The organism is Zhihengliuella flava (assembly GCF_015751895.1).
In the GTDB taxonomy this organism is placed as follows: domain Bacteria; phylum Actinomycetota; class Actinomycetes; order Actinomycetales; family Micrococcaceae; genus Zhihengliuella; species Zhihengliuella flava.
On sequence record NZ_JADOTZ010000001.1, the window covers coordinates 1,858,559 to 1,875,824 of the forward strand.

Below are 17,266 nucleotides of genomic sequence, written 5' to 3' on the forward strand. Positions count from 1 at the left end.
CGGTGAGGCGTCGACGCGGTATTAAGTCCATGGTGACTACTCCCCATGGCAATCAGTATCCGTTTTTTCTAGACTACGCCTTGGGGCACTTGCGCCCAGCGCGCTGAGCCGCGTTCATTTCAGATCGAGGGGTAGATCACTCGCATGGCTTCTTCCGACCGCGCGCACGCGTGGCCTGCGTTCGTCAAAACGGCAGGCTTTAAAGCGACGGCCGTGTCTGTGGCGGCGGCGCTCGCCGTGACGGGAGCCGTGCTGTACCCGGGTTTTGAGACGGCCGACGTGGAGTTGAACGACGGCGGCGTGTGGGTGGTCAACCGCGCCGAGGGCAAGATCGGCCACGTGAACTATCAGTCCCGGGTGATCGACGGCGGCGTGGTCACCCCGTTGTCAGATTATGATCTGGCGCAGCACGGTGAATCGGTGTTTGTCCGGAACATGGAGCAAGCCTCCCTGACCACCATCGACCCGGCCATGGTGCAGTTCGCAGGTGACAGCAACCTCCCTGCCAACTCGTCCTTCTCCTTTGGCGCCTCCGTGGTGGCCGTGACGGATGCCGAACGCGGTACCGTCCAAGCTACGCCCATCGAGGGCCTCTCCGACTTCTCCGGCGAATCCGCCGAGCCGCTCATCGAAGCCGAGGGCGATGTCGCTGCGGTGGTGGGCCTCGACGACACGGTGTGGGCCGCGGATGTGCGCGCCGGGACCATCTCCAGCTTTAAGTTCGACGACGAGGGCACCGCCCAACCCGTCGAGGAGTTCGAGGTGCCGCAGATCAGCTCCCTCGCCGAACCGCAGCTGACCGCCGTGGGGGATACCGCCGTCGTCTTTGATGCGACCACGGGCCGTGTCATCACCACTGACGGTGGGGACACCACCGTGGAGAACGCCGCCAATGGCCAGCTCCAGGCTCCGGGGCCGGAGGATGACGGCGTGGCCATCGCGCTCGGCCAGAGCCTGGCCACGGTGAGCCTCAACGGACGGGACGTGAACTACGAGCAGCTGGACGCGTCCGGCACCCCGGTCCAGCCCGTGCGGGTGGGTTCCTGCACCTACGGCGCGTGGCAGGTCAGCGCTGAGTACCGGCGGGTGTGCGACGACGTCAACAACAACCAGGCCATGACGATCCCCGAAATGGACTCCGGCGCCGAGCTGCAGTTCCGCGTCAACCGGGACGTGGTGGTGCTCAACGACATCAACTCGGGCCAGGTGTGGCTGGCGAACGAGGGCATGGAGATCGTCTCCAACTGGTCCGACTTGGAGCCCCCGGCCGGCGAGGGCGAGGCCAAGGAGGAGGAGACCAAGGAGATCACCGAGGCGATTGAGCTGCCGAATCGCACGGAAGAGAACGTGGAACCCATCGCCGAGGACGACCTCTTCAAGGTCCGCCCGGGCAAGACGACCCTCCTGCCGGTGCTCTACAACGACGTGGATCCGGACGGCGACCTATTGACGGCCACGCTCGAGGGCTCCGAGCCTTCGATCGGTGAGCTGCAGCCCGTGCACAACGGCACCGGATACCAGCTAGTGGTGGATGAGGATGCCAGCGGCACGGCCACGTTCACCTACACGGTGGATGACGGCCGGGGCGGCACTGATGCGGCCACCGTGACGATCCAGGTGGCGGGCGAAGGGGAGAACGAAGCGCCGCAGCAGGACCGCGTCACCGTGCTGCGCGTGCAGCAGGGTGAGTCCGTGGCCCAGAACGTGCTGACGGACTGGACGGATGCCGAGGGCGACGAGATGCAGCTGCTCGGCGGCACCAGCGACGGAGACGACGTGATCCGGGCGCAGGCCGACGGCACGCTCACCTTCCAGGACGACGGCAAGCGGATTGGCCAGAAGGAAGTCACCATTCAGGTCTCCGACGGCGAGGAATCAACCAGCGGCCGCGTGCTCGTCGAGGTGCTCGCCGAGTCCACTGTCCCGCCCGTGACCGCCACGGATCACGTGGTGGCGACGGTGGGGGAGCCGACCGTTTTTGAGCCCCTCACCAATGACCGGGATCCCTCCGGTGACGGGCTACGCTTGGCCTCCGTCAACGACGTCACGGGCGTGGACACGGTGGTCAACAACGCGACCGGAACCGTCACCGTGACGGGCGAACGCACGGGCACCTTCTACACCGAATACGTGGCCACGAACGGCCCCGCCAGCGCGCCGGGCCTCGTCCGGATCGACGTGGAAGAAGAGAACGAGGACGAGTCGGCCCCGATCGCCGTGCGGGACAACGCCCTCCTGCCGGCGGGTGAAGACGTTTTGGTCAACGTGCTGGGTAACGATGAGGACCCCGGCGGGGGAGTCCTGGTGGTGACGGCCGCGGAGAACAACACCGAGCTGCCCTTCTCCGTGAGCATCGAGCGTAACGGCTTTGTCCGGATCACCGACGTGCGCGGCCTGACGAGCCAAGCCAGCGTTGAGTACACCATCTCCAACGGTGAGCGCGAGGCGACGGGCGAGATCATTGTGAACCCCGTCCCGGCCCCGCCGCGGATGGACCCGCCGCAGGCCAACCCGGACACCGTCTCGGTCCGCGCCGGGGACGTCGCCACTGTCAAGGTGCTGGACAATGACATTCACCCCAACGGAGGTGAACTGACCCTGTTGCCGGAGCTCTCGGAGACCGAGGATTTGGGCGAAGGGTCGCTCATCTCCGTCGCGGATGACTCGGTCCGGTTCCGCGCCGGTGCCTTCGACGGCAGCGCGGACCAAGTCTCCGCCGTGTACACGGTGGCCGGCCCCGATGGGCAGGAGGACAGCGCTACCGTCACGTTCAACATCCAGCCAGAGGCCGAGGCCGCGGACCTCGAGACGAACACGCCGCCGGTTCCTGAGCCCGTCGTCGGGCGCGTCTTCGCCGGCTCCAGCACCAACGTCGTCGTCCCCCTCGACGCGATCGATGCGGACGGAGACTCCGTCTCGCTCGTGCAGTTCGGCGATTCACCGACGCAGGGCACGGCCAAGATCCGCGGTGCGTCGATCGACTACACCGCCTATGAGGACGCCTCGGGGACGGACGAGTTCACTTACGTCGTCGAGGATCGACTTGGCGCCCGGGCCACCGGCACCATCAAGATCGGCATCGCCCCGTTGGCCGAGGCCAATAACCCGCCGGTAGCGGTCAACGATTTCATCACCGTCCGCCCGGAACGTCCCGTCGCCGTCGACGTGCTGAGCAATGACACGGACCCGGACGGGGACCCCGTGTCCCTCATGCCCGAGGTCTCGAGTGAATCCACCGCCGACGTCGAGGTCATCGATGGTCGCGTGGTCCTCACCTCGGCACCCGACGACGGCACGATCTCCGTGCGGTACACGGCCAGCGACGGCCGTGGCGGCACGGGGCGTGGCACCCTGACGGTGGCCTCCGACCCCGAGGCCACGCTGCTGGCCCCCATTGCGCGGGACGATCGCGTCTCCCTCGAGGAGATCATCGACTCGGAGACCGTCACCGTGGACATCCTGCGCAACGACGAGGACCCGGACGGGTTCGTGGACGAGCTCGAGGTCTCGCTCCCCGACAACCCCGCCGGGGTGAACATGGGCGAGGACGGGCTGACGATTCCCGTCAGCGCCGAATCCCAGGTCATCGCCTACACCCTGACCGATGTGGATGGACTCACCTCCACCGGGTTCGTCCACGTGCCAGGCACGGGTGAAGCCGCCCCGATTCTGGCAAGCGACTTGGCGTTGGAGGTCACCGCCGGTGAGGCGCTGCCGCTGAACCTCGAAGAGATCGTTCTGGTCCGTGACGGCCGCTCGCCGCGCCTGACCACCGAGGACACCGTGCAATCGTCCCCGCAGAGCGAATCGGACCTCGTCGTTTCCGCGACCGAGCTCGAATTCACCGCGCCCACCGACTTTGCCGGCTCGGCCTCGATCACGTTCGAGGTGACGGACGGATCCGGCCCGGATGATCCGGAAGGCCTGACCTCCGTGCTGACCGCACCCGTGAACGTGTTGCCCGCCCCGGGCAATTCCCCGGACGACGGCGAGGAAGGCGAAGGAGCCGACGGGGACCCGGAGGACGAAGAAGACCAGCCAGACCCGGAGAACTTCCCGCCAACGCTGCAGGCCAACAGTCTGTCCGTTGGTCAGGGCGAGGAGCCGGCCTTCATGGATCTGCGCCTCGCGGCGAACGATCAGAATGAGGACGACGTCCCGAACCTGCAGTTCGCGATTGAGGAAGTCGCGATGGAGGGCATCGAGGCCAGCTTGGTCGACGGGCACACGCTGCGCGTCGAGGCGCCCGCAGACACTCCGAAGGGCACCACGGGCACCGTCACGGTCTCGGTCTCGGACGGGGTCAATCCCAAGGCCACGGCGGCCATGGCGGTCACCGTCACCGGGTCCACCCGCGAGCTGGCCGTGGCCAATGCGGACAACGTTCCGGACGCGGCACAGGGCCAGACCAGCGTGGTGGACGTGTTGGCCAATGACCACAACCCGTATGCGGGCGAGGGTGATCTGCGCCTGATTAGCGCCCGTCCGCTGGTGGCAAGCGAGCACGATGTCGACGTGCGGGGGGACCAAGTCGCCATCACGCCCAACAGCGACTTCGTCGGCACCATGCGCGTGGAGTACGTCATCGGTGACATGACCGGGGACCCGGAACGCAATGTTTCCGGCACCGTCACTTTGAACGTCCGCGGCGCGCCGGAGGCGCCCGGTCTGCCGCGCGTTGAGTCGACCGGGGATCAGCAGGCCGTCTTGACGTGGGATCCGCCCGCCGACAACGGTGAGGACATCACGCATTACACCGTGACCGGCGGCGGTCACGAGCAGCAGTGCGCCACCACCACGTGCACTATTACTGAGCTGACCAATGACAAGATCTACAACTTTGTGGTGACCGCGACCAACGCGATCGGAACGTCCGATCCGTCGCCGGAGTCCGCCGACGCACGGCCGGATGTCCGCCCGGAGCGGCCGCAGGCCCCGACTGGCACAGACGGGGACCAGCAGGCCACCTTCACGTGGAAGGCTCCGGTGAGCCGCGGCTCGGCCATCCAGTCCTACACGCTGGAGATCTCGCCCGCACCGGCTAATGGCCGCACCCAGGTCACGGGCATCACGGGCACCAGCTACACCTGGGAGGGGCTCAAGAACGGAACGGCCTATCAGGTCCGGGTCCGCGCCGTGAACAAGGCGGACCGGCCGTCGCAATGGTCGCCGCCCTCGGCCGCCGTCACGCCGGCCGGCAAGCCCTTCCAGCCGGATGCCCCGACGGCGTCCCGCGCCGATTCGGAGATCGACGGCGGCGTGGTCAACGTGGCGTGGAATGCCCCCGGGAACAATGGCGCCGCCATTAACCAATACACGCTGCGCGTGTTGGAGTCCGGGTCCGTGGTGAAAACGATTGGCGGGATTTCCGCCAACACCACGCGGCAAACGGTGACCGGTTTGTCGACAACGGGCTCCTACCAATTCACCATTCAGGCGAAGAATCGGGTGGGGCTCTCCAAGCAGTCCGCACAGTCGGTGGCGGTGACCCCCTACGGGCGCCCCAAGACCATCGGCGGCGTCACGGCCACGGCAACGGGATCCAGCGGGGAGATCAAGCTCAACTTCTCCAAACCGGGTGCCAACGGCTCCTCCATCACGGGCTACCAGTACTCCATGGACGGTGGCTCATGGCAGAGCATGAGCGGCCCGGGCGACGTCATCGGCGTCGGCTCTAACGGCGACCCGCACACCTTCCGGGTGCGCGCGGTCAACGCCGCCGGGGCCGGACGTCCCTCTGACCCGTCCAACAGTGAAAGCGCCTACCGCCCCCTGCGCTCCAACGCGGATATCTCCAAGTCCTCCGGCAAGGGGTACGTCGAGTTCCGCTGGAACCCGGACGCGGGGGAGTACAACGGGCGCAGTGTCACTCAGACCGTCAAGATCAATGGCAGTACGACGTCCAATGATGGACAGTGGCGGGACAACAATCTGGGGTACTCCACCACCCGAACCATCGAGATTGTGGCGCGGGACTCTGAGGGACAGTCGCGCTCCTGGTCCAAGTCGGCGACCACGGATCCGAAGCCGGCACGCAGTGTGACCCTCAGGCAAGGCGACTCGAATAATAGCTATGCCGGTTGTTCGCGGTACTGCTACACCTTCAAGGTGTGGATCGATAACTTTGATCCCGGGACGTACCGCCTGAATTGCTATAACCAGAACGGGCGATTCAACAACTACCCGCACACCATCACCGCCGGTGGTGACGGCAAGGGGTACAAGAACGTCTCCTGCGTCAACGGGTCGGGTCACGCCATGCCCGTCTATGTCATTGTCGATGGCACGAGGTCCAATAATGCGAGCTGGTGACGCGTCGGTGGCGCGAGGTCATCCAATGTCGCGCTGACCGGCCGGTAACGGTAAACTCACGGCGTAAGAGCCCCTGACTCTTACGCCGTGACGCGCCCACCCGCTGAGCACTGACCGTAGGAGGCGCAGGGGCTTACGTGTGTCCGGTCCCACCGGAACCCGGTTCCGCGCGCGATGTGCCGCGCACCCAAGGACCGGACGCTGAAACGAGCAAGGGGGAGGATCCCATGCCAGCAATCGTGATCGTCGGAGCCCAGTGGGGCGACGAGGGCAAAGGCAAAGCCACCGATCTCCTCGGCGGCCGCGTCGACTACGTGGTCAAGCCCAACGGCGGCAATAACGCCGGCCACACCGTCGTCGTCGGCGGAGAGAAGTATGAGCTGAAGCTGCTGCCCGCCGGCATTCTCTCCGACAACGCGACGCCGATCATCGGCAACGGCTGCGTGGTCAACCTCGAGGCCCTGTTCGAAGAGATTGACGGGCTCGAGGCCCGCGGCGCGGACACCTCCAAGCTCCGCGTTTCCGCCAACGCCCACCTAGTGGCCCCCTACCACCAGACCATGGATAAGGTCACCGAGCGCTTCCTCGGCAAGCGCGCCATCGGCACCACCGGCCGCGGCATTGGCCCCGCCTACATGGACAAGATTGGGCGCCTCGGCCTGCGCGTGCAGGACGTGTTTGACGAGTCGATCCTCCGGCAGAAGGTGGAGGGCGCCCTGCGCCAGAAGAACGAGCTGCTGCTGAAGGTCTACAACCGCCGCAGCGTCGAGGTCGAGGAGATCGTCGAGTACTTCCTCTCCTTCGCCGAACGGCTCAAGCCGCTCGTCGTCGACTCCACGTTTGTCCTCAATGAGGCTCTGGACCAGGGCAAGGTGGTCCTCATGGAGGGCGGCCAGGCCACGTTCCTCGACGTCGACCACGGCACGTACCCGTTTGTCACCAGCTCCAACCCCACCGCCGGCGGTGCCTCGGTGGGCTCCGGGATCGGGCCCACGCGGATCGACCGCTCGATCGGCATCATCAAGGCCTACACCACGCGCGTGGGTGCGGGCCCCTTCCCCACCGAGTTGTTCGACGACTGGGGGATCTACCTGCAGAAAACCGGAGGCGAGTTCGGCGTGAACACCGGCCGCCCCCGCCGCTGCGGCTGGTATGACTCGGTGCTGGCCCGCCACGCCTGGCGCGTCAACGGCTTCACGGACTACTTCTTGACCAAGTTGGACGTGCTGACCAACATCGAGCAGATTCCGGTGTGCGTGGCGTACGACGTCGACGGGGTCCGGCATGACGAGATGCCGATGACGCAAACCGAGTTCCACCACGCCAAACCCATCTTCGAGTACTTCGACGGCTGGACCGAGGACATCACGGGAGCCCGCACGCTGGAGGACCTGCCGGAGAACGCCCGCAAGTATGTGCTGGCCCTGGAGGAGCTCTCCGGCGCACGGTTCTCCGCGATCGGCGTGGGCCCGGACCGCGAGCAGACGATTGTCCGCTACGACCTCATCGAGGGCTAGGCGCGGCAGAAACGGTCGCGGCGTCGCGTGAGGCGACGCAGGGGGGGCGTACCCGGCTATCCGAGCCGGTGTGCGCCTCCTTCTCCTTGTTCCGAGGCCGCGGGCGGGGTCCGCTCAGCGTGAGCTGGCAACCGCCTGAGAGTACGCCGTTTCTTTTTAGGCTCGGCGCCCGCGTGCCGTAGTCTCGCGTGCAGGACTGACGGGGCGACGGAACGGCAGGCAGGGGCCGCCGGGTGAGGACAGCAGTGACGGGGGAGCAACAGATACGGGCGCTGCGGCGGACGGACCATGAGTTGCTGCGGGTGGCAACGCACACCACCATGAACTGGCGCGGCCGCGAGTCCTTCACGTACCGGGATCTCGATTCCCAACCTCACTTCAGCCACTACACCGACTTTCGCCCGCAGCGCGGCGACTTTGGCTTCGTGGCCGAGTATCGCGGAAATGCCACCGGTGTGGTCTGGTGCCTGTTCCTCGATGCGTCCAGCCCGGGCTATGGGTACGTCTCCGACGACGTTCCGGAACTCAGCCTGTGCGTTTTCTCCGGTTACCGCCGGCAGGGTATCGGGGCCCGGCTGCTCGGCGGCGCGTTGGAGGCGGCGCAGCAGGCCGGGGTGGCCCGTGTCTCGCTGAGCGTCGCGGCGGAGAACGTCGCGGCCTCGCGGCTCTACGCCGCGGCGGGGTTTCGGCGCGCGCCGGAAGCGCTCGACGCTGGCACGCAGGTCGTTGACCTCGGGCAGCGTTGAGCTGACCTCACGCTAGGTTGACCCGTGCGCGGGGGTGCGCCGGGTGAGTAGGCTGGGTCACAGCAGCTCCGTTCCCCAGAGGAGGCGACCATGAAACTGAGTGTGGCACAGCTGAACCCGTCCGGTCAGCTGGAGCAGAACCTAGAGGCCGTGCGCCGATTAACGCGGCGGGCCAAGGCTGACGGGGCCGAACTGGTGCTCTTTCCCGAGGAGACCATGTTTACCGTCCGGCACGTCGAGGGGGACTTGCGGCAGGCGGTGGAGCGGGACTGGTCCACTTTCGTCCAGCAGCTGAGCTTGTTAGCCGCCGAGGAGAACATCGCCATCATCGCCGGCGGCTACGAGTCCAGTGGCGAGCCGCGCCCCTACAACACCGTGGTCGCCATCGATGAAACGGGCCGGATTGTCACCACCTACCGCAAGGTGCACCTCTTCGACGCGTTCTCCTACCAAGAGTCGGAGCGCATTAAGCCGGGAGAAATCGACGGCGTGGGCGTGATCGAGATGTGCGGGCTGAAGCTGGGCATCATGACGTGTTATGACATCCGCTTCCCGGAATTGGCCCGGCAGCTGACCGCGGCCGGAGCGGAGGTGCTGCTGGTGGGGGCGGCCTGGTTCAAGGGCGATCACAAGATTGAGCATTGGGAGACCCTCCTCAAAGCCCGCGCCATCGAAAACACGGTATGGGTGGCGGCGGCAGGCACGTGCTCGGACAATACCGTGGGGCATTCGGCCATTCTGGATCCCATGGGCCTGCCGGTGGATTTCCTCAGCGATGAGCAGGAGGATCTCGTGACGGTGCAGGTCTCCCGCAAGCGCATCGATGAGGTGCGCGAGTTCCTCCCCGTGCTGGCCAACCGCCGCCTTTAGGCCATCGGGAGGGCTATACGCGCCCTCACGATCCCCGGCTTCACGGGCAGCACGGGCCGTGGGAAAAAGTTTTTGAACTTTTTCTGCGCGCGCGTAACTTCTGCGGTACCCGAGACGATGACGTATGTGGAGCCGGGTTGAGAGTTTCCCCCCAACGATTTTCAACCCGGCTCCTTCATCACAAATTCATCACTTCGCACTACACTGGTTCCCGACCCCGCTGCCGAGAGCCTGAGGAGTGCTGTGGCCGCCACCGTGACGGACGACGTGCTCGAGGAAGCTCAGCGCGGCGCACCGGAGGCGTTGACCGCTATCTACCAGAGCCTTGCCGCTCCGGTTCACGGGTACCTCGCCGCCAAGGGCGTTGAGGACGCCGAGGGTGCCGCCCAGGAGGTGTTTCTCACGGTGTTTGCGCGACTCCATGAAGTCTCCGGTGGGATGGCTGGATTACGCACCTTCACCTTTTCCGTCGCGCACGCGCGCATGGTGGACGCGACCCGCGCCCGGGCGCGCGGCCCACGCCTGACGGAGTACGACGCCGCCACGGACCCTCGCCAGGCCCCGTCACCTCAAGATGAGGTCATGAATCAGCTGGCGGCCTCGGATCTCATGCCGGCGCTGGATACGCTGGGCGAGGATCAGCGCGAGTGCATCGTCCTCCGGATCGTCGTCGGCATGAGCCTTGAGGAAACGGCGCACCTCATGGGCAAGTCCGTCGGTTCGATCAAGCAGCTGCAGCGGCGAGGACTGAAGGCGCTCAAGACGGCGTTTGAGGAGGTGAAGGGCCAGTGAATCCCCAGCGGTCACAGAGTATTCGCGAGCTCCTCGAGGATGTTGACATCGTCGATGCCGACTTCGAATCCGCCCTCGGCGCGCTCGCCGCGGCAGCCGACCAGCCGGCCCCGACGCCGCGCGGTGCGCTCGCCGAGGTCCTCGCCGGGCGAATGAGCCCGCACGACGCCGTCGCCGATCAGTCCTCGACCTCCACCGTCACCGGCGGAACGGCCAGCGACGTCGTCGCCCTCGCCGAGCACCGGGCCCGCAAGCGCCGCAATCGTGGCATCACGGGCGGGGCGACCGTGATCGCCTTGGCCGCAGCGGCTTCCCTCGCCGGGGTCGCGGCGGCAGACGACGTCCCGCGCGCCTCCGCACCGGTGGTCAGCGTGCAGGTGGACGCCACCGAAGACGTGGACCCCGTCGAGCGGCCGGACCTCGAGGTCACCGCCCCACCCGCAGCGGACGTCGAGCGGACCGTCGAGCGCGCACCGATCAATGCCGCGGCACCGGAGCCCTCCCGGGCGGCGGAAACTCCACCGGCCGTCGAAGAGACGCCCGAGGCCCCGCCGACGGCGCCGCCGACCGCCCCGGCGGAGGTCTCGACGCCGCAGCCACGCCCTGCACAGGATCGAAAGGCGGTGCTCATCAATCCGGAGGCCCCCGGAAAGTCCAAGCCGGCCAAGGTCACGGTCAAGCCGGGCCTGCGCGGCGAGAAGGGTCATCAGAAGGACCGCCCCGCCTGGGCCGGTCAGCCCGGCAAGCCGCCGCACGCGGGGTCCGGCGGCCGCGGGCCTTCCCACCGCTCGGCCGATCGGTAACAGACCGCGTCGAGTCGATTCGGCGCGGGGGTGATTCGCTCCCCGCTCTGTCTAGTCGGTGGACGTGCCCAGCTGATCCAGAATCGAGTCCGCCTCGGTGGTGACCGTGGCCGCTTCGACGAGGTCTGAGGCCTCGTCCTGCAGCAGCGTGCTCCACGAGTTGACGATGTCCTCGGCAGCCCCCGAATCGATGAGCTCGGACTGCAGCCGCTCCTGCGCCTCGCTGTAGAGTTCCGCGAACCCCTCGTCCGCGAGGAATCGCTCGACCAGCGGGTTGGAGCCGCCTCCGGGGCCGCCGGCACCGCCGGCATCAGGGGTCGTGCCCGTGCCGTCCCCGGGCGCGGGCCTCTCACCCTCGGCGGGCGGCTCGAACCCTTCGGGCATTTCGCCCTCGGCAGGGGGCTCGAACCCTTCGGGCATTTCGCCGTCGGCAAGTGGTTCGAAGCCCTCGGGCATCTCTCCGTCGGCCGGGAATTGGCCGTCTTCGCCGGCCTCCCCGCCCGGGAACTGACCTCGCTCGCCCCCACCCATGCCACCCATGGTGCCGAAGGACAGGTTCATATCCCAGGTGAGGACCGTCATCTGGCCCGTCTCCTCGTCGTAGCGCAGGAACGAGTTATTGCCCGGGCCGTCGATGTCATCGGTGTTGCCCACGAGATCCTGCAGCGCCAGGTAGGTGGCGAACGAGTCGACGTCGAGGTACTGCTCGAGGTGTGCCGCGAAGTCCTCGTCGCTGGAGTTGTTCACGAAGTCGAGGAACTCGATCAGCGGCGTCATGTCCTCCTCGCCATCCTTGACGCTGAAGGCCTCCGCGTAGTCCTCGGCGGCGTCGCCCCGGTAGCTGTAGTCCCCGCTGGACTCCGCCTCGTAAGTGATGCCCTCGCTCGTGAAGTAGGACTCGTTCCAGAGCGGGTCATCCGGCGCATCGATGACGAGGCGCAGTTGCGCCTCCGCCCCGTTAACGCTGAATCGGGTGGCGGCGGCCTCTTCCGTCTCGAGGCCGGCGGCGCCGATGAGTTCCAGGGCCACGGCTTCGTTCAGGCTGGTTTCCGTGTTGTTCTGCCGCACCACGTAGTCGGCGCGCCCGGCATGCTGTTGCCCGTCGACGTACTTGTCCAGCCGAATGAGCCAGGGAAGATCCGTGGGGTCAGAATCGGCGCTGGTGCCGCGCAGCGAGGAGTTTCCCTTAAGCCGCAGGCCGACGTTTTCATAGACCGTGCCGTCGATCGTCACCGTCGCCTCGACCCACTCCTTGCTGCCGTCGGCCGCGTAGGCATCAAGCGCGGCGTCGAGTTGTTCTTGATCGGCCTCCACACTGACCTCGTGGACGTCCGTGCTGTTAAAGAACGACGACGTCTGGCTGGCCTCGCTCGCGCTGTCCGCGGCGCTGGTCTCGATCTGCAAGGCGTCGGCGAGGGAGCCGGAGCAACTGGACAGCAACAGGGAGGCGGCGACGCCCGCCGTGATGGCGGTGGCGAGGCGGCGGCGTGGGCGTGGGGTCGTCATCGTGGGGCTCCTGTGGGGGTGAGGCGGCGTACGCGGTGTTGGGTCAGGGTGCGGTGCCAGCGGTTGGCGGGCAGGTGTGGATGGAGGACGGCGAGGCCCGTGGCGAACTTGGAGATGCGGACGGGGCGAATGCCGGCTCTCCAGAGCAGCCGGTCCAACGGGCCCGCTGCGCCGGCGGACTTGGTTTCCAGAATGACTTGGTCGCTCAACGTGAACGCGTGGTCAGGATCGGCGGTGTCCTCCCAGATCAGCCCGGTGTCCACGGTGATGCGGCCGGCACCCTCCGGAAGCAGGACGCTCTGGCGGCGGTAGCGCGAGGTGAGCACGGGATGTAGCTGCTCCAAGCCCTCCGGGCAGTGTCCCCAGGCGGCGTCGAGTCGCTCGGCGAGGTAGCGCCGGCCGGTAGGGGTCAGGGTCTGCGCGTGGCCGGGCGGGTGGGCGATCCGTTCTTTGATGGTCTGTCCGCGCCCTCCGCGCGTCTTGAGTTCCAGGAAGCTGCTTCCCGTGTCCTCGTAGGTGCGCGTGCGCACCTTGAAGCGACGCCGCCTCCGGTGCGCGGAGAGGTGGTAGCTGGCCAGGTCTTCGGTGTCGAAGTAGACGGAGTGGTAGCCGAAGTCCCGCCGGCCAGCGATCTCGAGGACGCGGCTGCCATCCGGCAGGTCCGCGAGGACCCGCTCGGCGGTGCCGGTGCCGAGGATGTACTTGCGGTCCGTGCGGTGCTGGAGCGCGGCGGCGGCGTTCATGGTCTCCAGGTCGACGCTCGGTAGGGAGGCGACGGGGGAGATCATGCGTGGCTCCGTTCCGCCGGCAGCACCTCGTGATTCGCTGTCGTCAGGGACCGTTCCGGGACGGAGAAGCGGACGTTGACCACCGTCTTGTCATTGATCAGATCCAGCTGCTGCGTCACGGCGGAGTGGACGCGCCCGCCCAGCAGGGCTTCGAGGCGTGCGTGCAGCTCGGCCTCGTCGGCGATTGCGCGGTCCAGAATGACGCTCTGCTGGCGGTAGGTGGGCAGCACGCGGGCGTGATCGGCCACCGCCATGACCGTCAGGATGAGCCCAACGAGCGCGATGGTCAGCCAGAGCGGTGTCTGATTGAGGCCGGCAATCAGGCCGATGGCCAGAGCCGAGAAGTAGTAGGCGATCTCATGCTGCTCGAGCTCGTTGGAGCGCAAGCGGATGATGGACAGGACACCGAACAGGCCCATGCCGACGCCGAGGCCGATGCTGGAACCGCTGAGCGTGGCCGCCACACCGAAGACACCGATGTTGATGCCCATATAGGAGACGGCGAGGTCGCGGCGGCGGTGGCGGCGCAGGTAGAGGCCGAAGGTCAGCAACAGGATGGCCAGCAGGTTGACGCCGGCGGCTAGCAACAAATTCACGGGGATTCTTCCTCAGGGGGATGGGGACGAATCCACTCTGCTGACCGAAGCTAAGCGATTGCTTTGAGAGGACGTTGATGGGGCTTTGAGGTTCTGTTCAGTTTCTGTGTGCGGTGAACAGACGGCTGCCGGGCGCGCTGTGTAGCGCGCCCGGCAGCCGAGGAGTGATGGCGGTTGCTAGGCCTACGCCAGCTGTTGGCGCTTGGAGCTGATCACGCCCGTGTTGAAGCCAGCGAGGTGCAGCCCGCCGTGGAAGCGCGCGTGCTCAATCTTCACGCACCGATCCATCACGACGTTGAGGCCGGCCGCCTCGGCGTCCCGGGCCACCTCCTCGTGCCAGGATCCCAGCTGCAGCCACAGCGTTTTGGCGCCGACGGCTTTGGCCTCCTCCAGCACGGTGGGAAGGTCATCGTGTTTGCGGAACACCTCGACCAGATCCGGGGCTTCCGGCAGGTCCGCCAGCGACTTGTAGACCGGCTGGCCGAGGATCTCGTCCGCCACCGGGTTCACAAAGTAGACGGTGTACTTCGAGGAGGACAGCAGGTACGTGGCCACAAAGTAACTGGCGCGGGAGGGCTTGTTGGACGCGCCGACGATCGCGATGGACTTTGTGTTGCGCAGGATGCCCAGCCGCTCGGCTGCGCCGGGGCCCTCCCACGTGCGGGTTTCCGTGCTCATTGGGCGGCTCCTGCCTGGGCGTTCGCGGCGCCGGCCACGGCGGCCGGTGCGGGGCTCGGCACGGCGCACGCGGCGCCGTCGTACTCGGTCACGGACGACGACGCCGCCCGCTGGGAGGCGTCCAGCGCTTGGTCCAAGTCCCAGAGGATGTCGTCGACGTCCTCGATCCCCACGGACAGGCGGATGAGATCCTCCGGCACGCCGCCCGCGACCAGCTGCTCCGGCGTGAGCTGCTGGTGGGTGGTGGAGGCCGGGTGCAGCACCAGCGTGCGCGCGTCGCCAATATTGGCTAGGTGGCTGGCCAACTGGAGCGACTCAATGAACGTCGCCCCCGCTGCGCGTCCGCCCTGGACACCGAAGCTGAAGACCGAGCTGATGCCCCGCGGGAACAGAGCCTGCGCCCGTTCGTACTGTGGGTGGGACGCAAGCCCCGCGTAGTTGACGTAGCTGACGCGCGGATCCGCCTCCAGCCATTCGGCCACCCGGCGCGCATTGGAGACGTGTTCTTCCATGCGCTGGGCCAGCGTCTCCACGCCCTGCAACAGCTGGAACGCGGACTGGGCCGGGAGCGAGGGGCCGAAGTCGCGCAGCTGCTCGCTGCGTAGCTTGGTCAGGAAGCCGTACTCGCCGAAGTTCGCCCACCAGGAAACGTTGCCGTAGCTCGGCACCGGCTCCGTCATGGTGGGGAAGTTGCCGTTGCCCCAGTTGAAACGCCCGGACTCAATCACCACGCCGCCGAGCGTGGTGCCGTGCCCGCCCAAGAACTTGGTGGCGGAGTGAATGACGATATCCGCGCCGTGCTCGATCGGCCGCAGGAGGTACGGCGGCGTGAGCGTGGAGTCCACCACGAGGGGAACGCCGGCGGCGTGCGCGACGTCGGCCAGGCCCGGCAGGTCGACCACGGTGCCGGACGGGTTGGACACCACCTCGGTGTACACGGCCTTGGTGTTCGGCTGGATGGCGGCGGCGAAGTCGGCGGCCTCCGTGGAGTCCACGAACGTGGTCTCGATGCCGAAGCGGCGCAGGCTCACATCCAGCTGCGTGATGGTGCCCCCGTACAGGCGTGAGGAAGCGACGATGTGGTCGCCCGCCTGGGCGAGCGCCGCGAAGGTGACGAACTCCGCGGACATGCCCGACGCCGTCGCGACCGCCCCAATGCCGCCCTCCAGAGCGGCCATGCGCTCCTCGAAGGCCGCGACGGTCGGGTTCCCGATGCGCGAGTAAATGTTGCCGTACTTTTGCAGCGCGAACAGGTTGGCGGCGTCGTCCGTGTCCTTAAAAACGAAGCTCGTGGACTGGAAGATCGGCACGGCCCGGGCGCCGTGCTCGGCATCCGGCGTCCCGCCGGCGTGCAGTGCGCGGGTGCGGAACCCGAACTGGTGGTCGGTCATTTAGGCGGTAGCTCCTTCGAAGTGGGTGACAGGCAGCAGGTCGGTGTTCAGCTCGGTGCCGTGCTGGCGGGCCAAGTCCGCCTCCAGCTCGCGAACGATCGGCAGCACGTCGCGGCCGAAGGCTTCGACTTCCTCCTGGAAGTGCAGGTAGCAGGTGAGCATGAGGTTCACGCCGATCTTCTTGAATTCGATGATGCGCTCGGCGATCTGTTCCGGGGTGCCGATCAGCTTGGACCGGAAGCCGTCGTTGTACTGGACCATGTCCTCAAACGTCGAGTCTGCCCACATGCCCTTGCCGTCCTGCGTGGACTGCCCGGCCTCCTTGACGGCCTCGGCGAAGCCCTCGACGGCCGGCCGGTGCGCCTTGGCGATAATCTCCCGCAGCGTCTCCGTGGCCTCGGCCTCGCTATCGCGGGCGATGACGAACCCGTTCAGGCCGAACTTCGGCGGCTGGGGTGCCCGGCGGGCACCGGACGCGGCGGCGGCCACGACGCCGGCGATGTTCTCCTGGAAGCCCTCGAGGGAGCGGCCGTTGGAGAAATACCAGTCGGCCGTCTTGCCCGCGGCGGCCTGGGCGGCCGTCGAGTTGCCGCCGAAGAAAATCTCCGGGTGCGCGCGCCCGGGGATGTCCAGCGGGGCGGGGTTCAGGGTGAATTCATCGATGTTGTAGTAGTCGCCGGAGTAGGAGAATCCCTGCTCGGTCCACAGCCCGCGGAGGATGTCGATGAATTCCTGCGTGCGGTCATACCGTGCGTCGTGCTCCAGCCACGGCAGGCCGAACTTGGTGAATTCGTCCTTGAGCCAGCCGGAGACGATGTTCACGGCGGAGCGCCCGCCGGAGATGTGGTCCGCGGTGATGATGAACTTGGCCAGCACGCCCGGGTGCCACATGCCGGGGTGCACCGCGGAGATGATGTTCAGCCGCTCCGTGGCGCCGAGCAGGGCCAGGGAAAAGCTGGTGGCCTCGTGCTGCTTGTCGGCACCGTAGCTGGCGGCGTAGCGCGTCTGCGTCAGCGCGTACTCGAAACCGGAGTGTTCCGCGATCTGGGCCAGCTTCTTGTTGTAGTCGAAGTCCCAACTGGTGCGCTGCTCGATCGTGGAGACGACGAGCCCACCGGAGACGTTGGGCACCCAATAGGCAAATTTGAGAGGGGTCTCCAGATCGGCGACCGGGCTGATAGAAGCGCTCATCGAAGCTCCTTGCGAACGGTCGCGCGCCGTGTTGTCCACGCCGCGCGAGGGTGTATGGGGCTCCCGAGGACAACGA

Annotated in this window: 12 protein-coding genes; 6 read left to right on the top strand and 6 right to left on the bottom strand. The window is 66.9% G+C overall.

The genetic code is table 11. The features are described 5' to 3' along the window. Positions 1 to 144: 144 nt before the first annotated feature. The 6 genes from IW252_RS08655 (at position 145) to IW252_RS08680 (ending at position 11,040) form a co-directional block, all read left to right on the top strand. Entirely contained in the window at positions 145 to 6,312 is a 6,168-nt protein-coding gene (locus IW252_RS08655) for an Ig-like domain-containing protein (protein ID WP_196836186.1), read from the top strand. A 227-nt stretch (positions 6,313 to 6,539) separates the two neighbouring features. After that, entirely contained in the window at positions 6,540 to 7,829 is a 1,290-nt protein-coding gene (locus IW252_RS08660; RefSeq protein WP_196836187.1) for an adenylosuccinate synthase, read from the top strand. Positions 7,830 to 8,062: 233 nt separating this feature from the next. Then, complete coding sequence (locus IW252_RS08665; protein WP_331271495.1) at positions 8,063 to 8,575, top strand: GNAT family N-acetyltransferase; 513 nt, start codon at positions 8,063 to 8,065, stop codon at positions 8,573 to 8,575. Between the two features lie 90 nt (positions 8,576 to 8,665). Beyond that, on the top strand, positions 8,666 to 9,445 hold the full coding sequence (locus IW252_RS08670; protein WP_196836188.1) for a carbon-nitrogen hydrolase family protein: 780 nt from the start codon (positions 8,666 to 8,668) through the stop codon (positions 9,443 to 9,445). A gap of 243 nt (positions 9,446 to 9,688) precedes the next feature. Further along, a complete protein-coding gene (locus tag IW252_RS08675) occupies positions 9,689 to 10,237 on the top strand; it encodes an RNA polymerase sigma factor (protein ID WP_196836189.1) in 549 nt (182 codons plus the stop codon). Continuing rightward, the gene (locus IW252_RS08680; protein ID WP_196836190.1) at positions 10,234 to 11,040 is read left to right on the top strand and encodes a hypothetical protein; all 807 of its coding nucleotides are present in this window, start codon (positions 10,234 to 10,236) and stop codon (positions 11,038 to 11,040) included. Before IW252_RS08675 ends, IW252_RS08680 begins: the two co-directional genes overlap by 4 nt. 51 nt (positions 11,041 to 11,091) lie before the next feature. Here the strand turns inward: IW252_RS08680 and IW252_RS08685 are convergent, their stop codons facing one another. The 6 genes from IW252_RS08685 to sfnG form a co-directional block, all read right to left on the bottom strand. Next, positions 11,092 to 12,546, bottom strand: coding sequence for a CotH kinase family protein (locus IW252_RS08685; protein WP_196836191.1), 1,455 nt, complete (start codon positions 12,544 to 12,546; stop codon positions 11,092 to 11,094). Beyond that, a complete protein-coding gene (locus IW252_RS08690) occupies positions 12,543 to 13,334 on the bottom strand; it encodes a polyphosphate polymerase domain-containing protein (protein ID WP_196836192.1) in 792 nt (263 codons plus the stop codon). Before IW252_RS08690 ends, IW252_RS08685 begins: the two co-directional genes overlap by 4 nt. After that, on the bottom strand, positions 13,331 to 13,930 hold the full coding sequence (locus IW252_RS08695; RefSeq protein WP_331271496.1) for a DUF4956 domain-containing protein: 600 nt from the start codon (positions 13,928 to 13,930) through the stop codon (positions 13,331 to 13,333). Before IW252_RS08695 ends, IW252_RS08690 begins: the two co-directional genes overlap by 4 nt. Before the next feature lie 183 nt (positions 13,931 to 14,113). Next, positions 14,114 to 14,608: a CoA-binding protein gene (locus IW252_RS08700; RefSeq protein WP_196836193.1), complete on the bottom strand. Its 495-nt coding sequence runs from the start codon at positions 14,606 to 14,608 to the stop codon at positions 14,114 to 14,116. Further along, on the bottom strand, positions 14,605 to 15,999 hold the full coding sequence (locus IW252_RS08705; RefSeq protein ID WP_196836194.1) for an O-acetylhomoserine aminocarboxypropyltransferase/cysteine synthase family protein: 1,395 nt from the start codon (positions 15,997 to 15,999) through the stop codon (positions 14,605 to 14,607). The genes IW252_RS08700 and IW252_RS08705 overlap by 4 nt, the downstream gene beginning before the upstream one ends. Beyond that, on the bottom strand, positions 16,000 to 17,190 hold the full coding sequence (gene sfnG / locus IW252_RS08710) for a dimethylsulfone monooxygenase SfnG (protein ID WP_196836195.1): 1,191 nt from the start codon (positions 17,188 to 17,190) through the stop codon (positions 16,000 to 16,002). Between the last annotated feature and the right edge of the window lie 76 nt (positions 17,191 to 17,266).

Coding starts and splice junctions, on each gene's coding strand:
- IW252_RS08655 (WP_196836186.1), top strand. CDS start 145: ATGGCTTCTTCCGACCGCGCGCACGCGTGGCCTGCGTTCGTCAAAACG.
- IW252_RS08660 (WP_196836187.1), top strand. CDS start 6,540: ATGCCAGCAATCGTGATCGTCGGAGCCCAGTGGGGCGACGAGGGCAAA.
- IW252_RS08670 (WP_196836188.1), top strand. CDS start 8,666: ATGAAACTGAGTGTGGCACAGCTGAACCCGTCCGGTCAGCTGGAGCAG.
- IW252_RS08685 (WP_196836191.1), bottom strand. CDS start 12,546: ATGACGACCCCACGCCCACGCCGCCGCCTCGCCACCGCCATCACGGCG.
- IW252_RS08690 (WP_196836192.1), bottom strand. CDS start 13,334: ATGATCTCCCCCGTCGCCTCCCTACCGAGCGTCGACCTGGAGACCATG.
- IW252_RS08700 (WP_196836193.1), bottom strand. CDS start 14,608: ATGAGCACGGAAACCCGCACGTGGGAGGGCCCCGGCGCAGCCGAGCGG.
- IW252_RS08705 (WP_196836194.1), bottom strand. CDS start 15,999: ATGACCGACCACCAGTTCGGGTTCCGCACCCGCGCACTGCACGCCGGC.
- sfnG (WP_196836195.1), bottom strand. CDS start 17,190: ATGAGCGCTTCTATCAGCCCGGTCGCCGATCTGGAGACCCCTCTCAAA.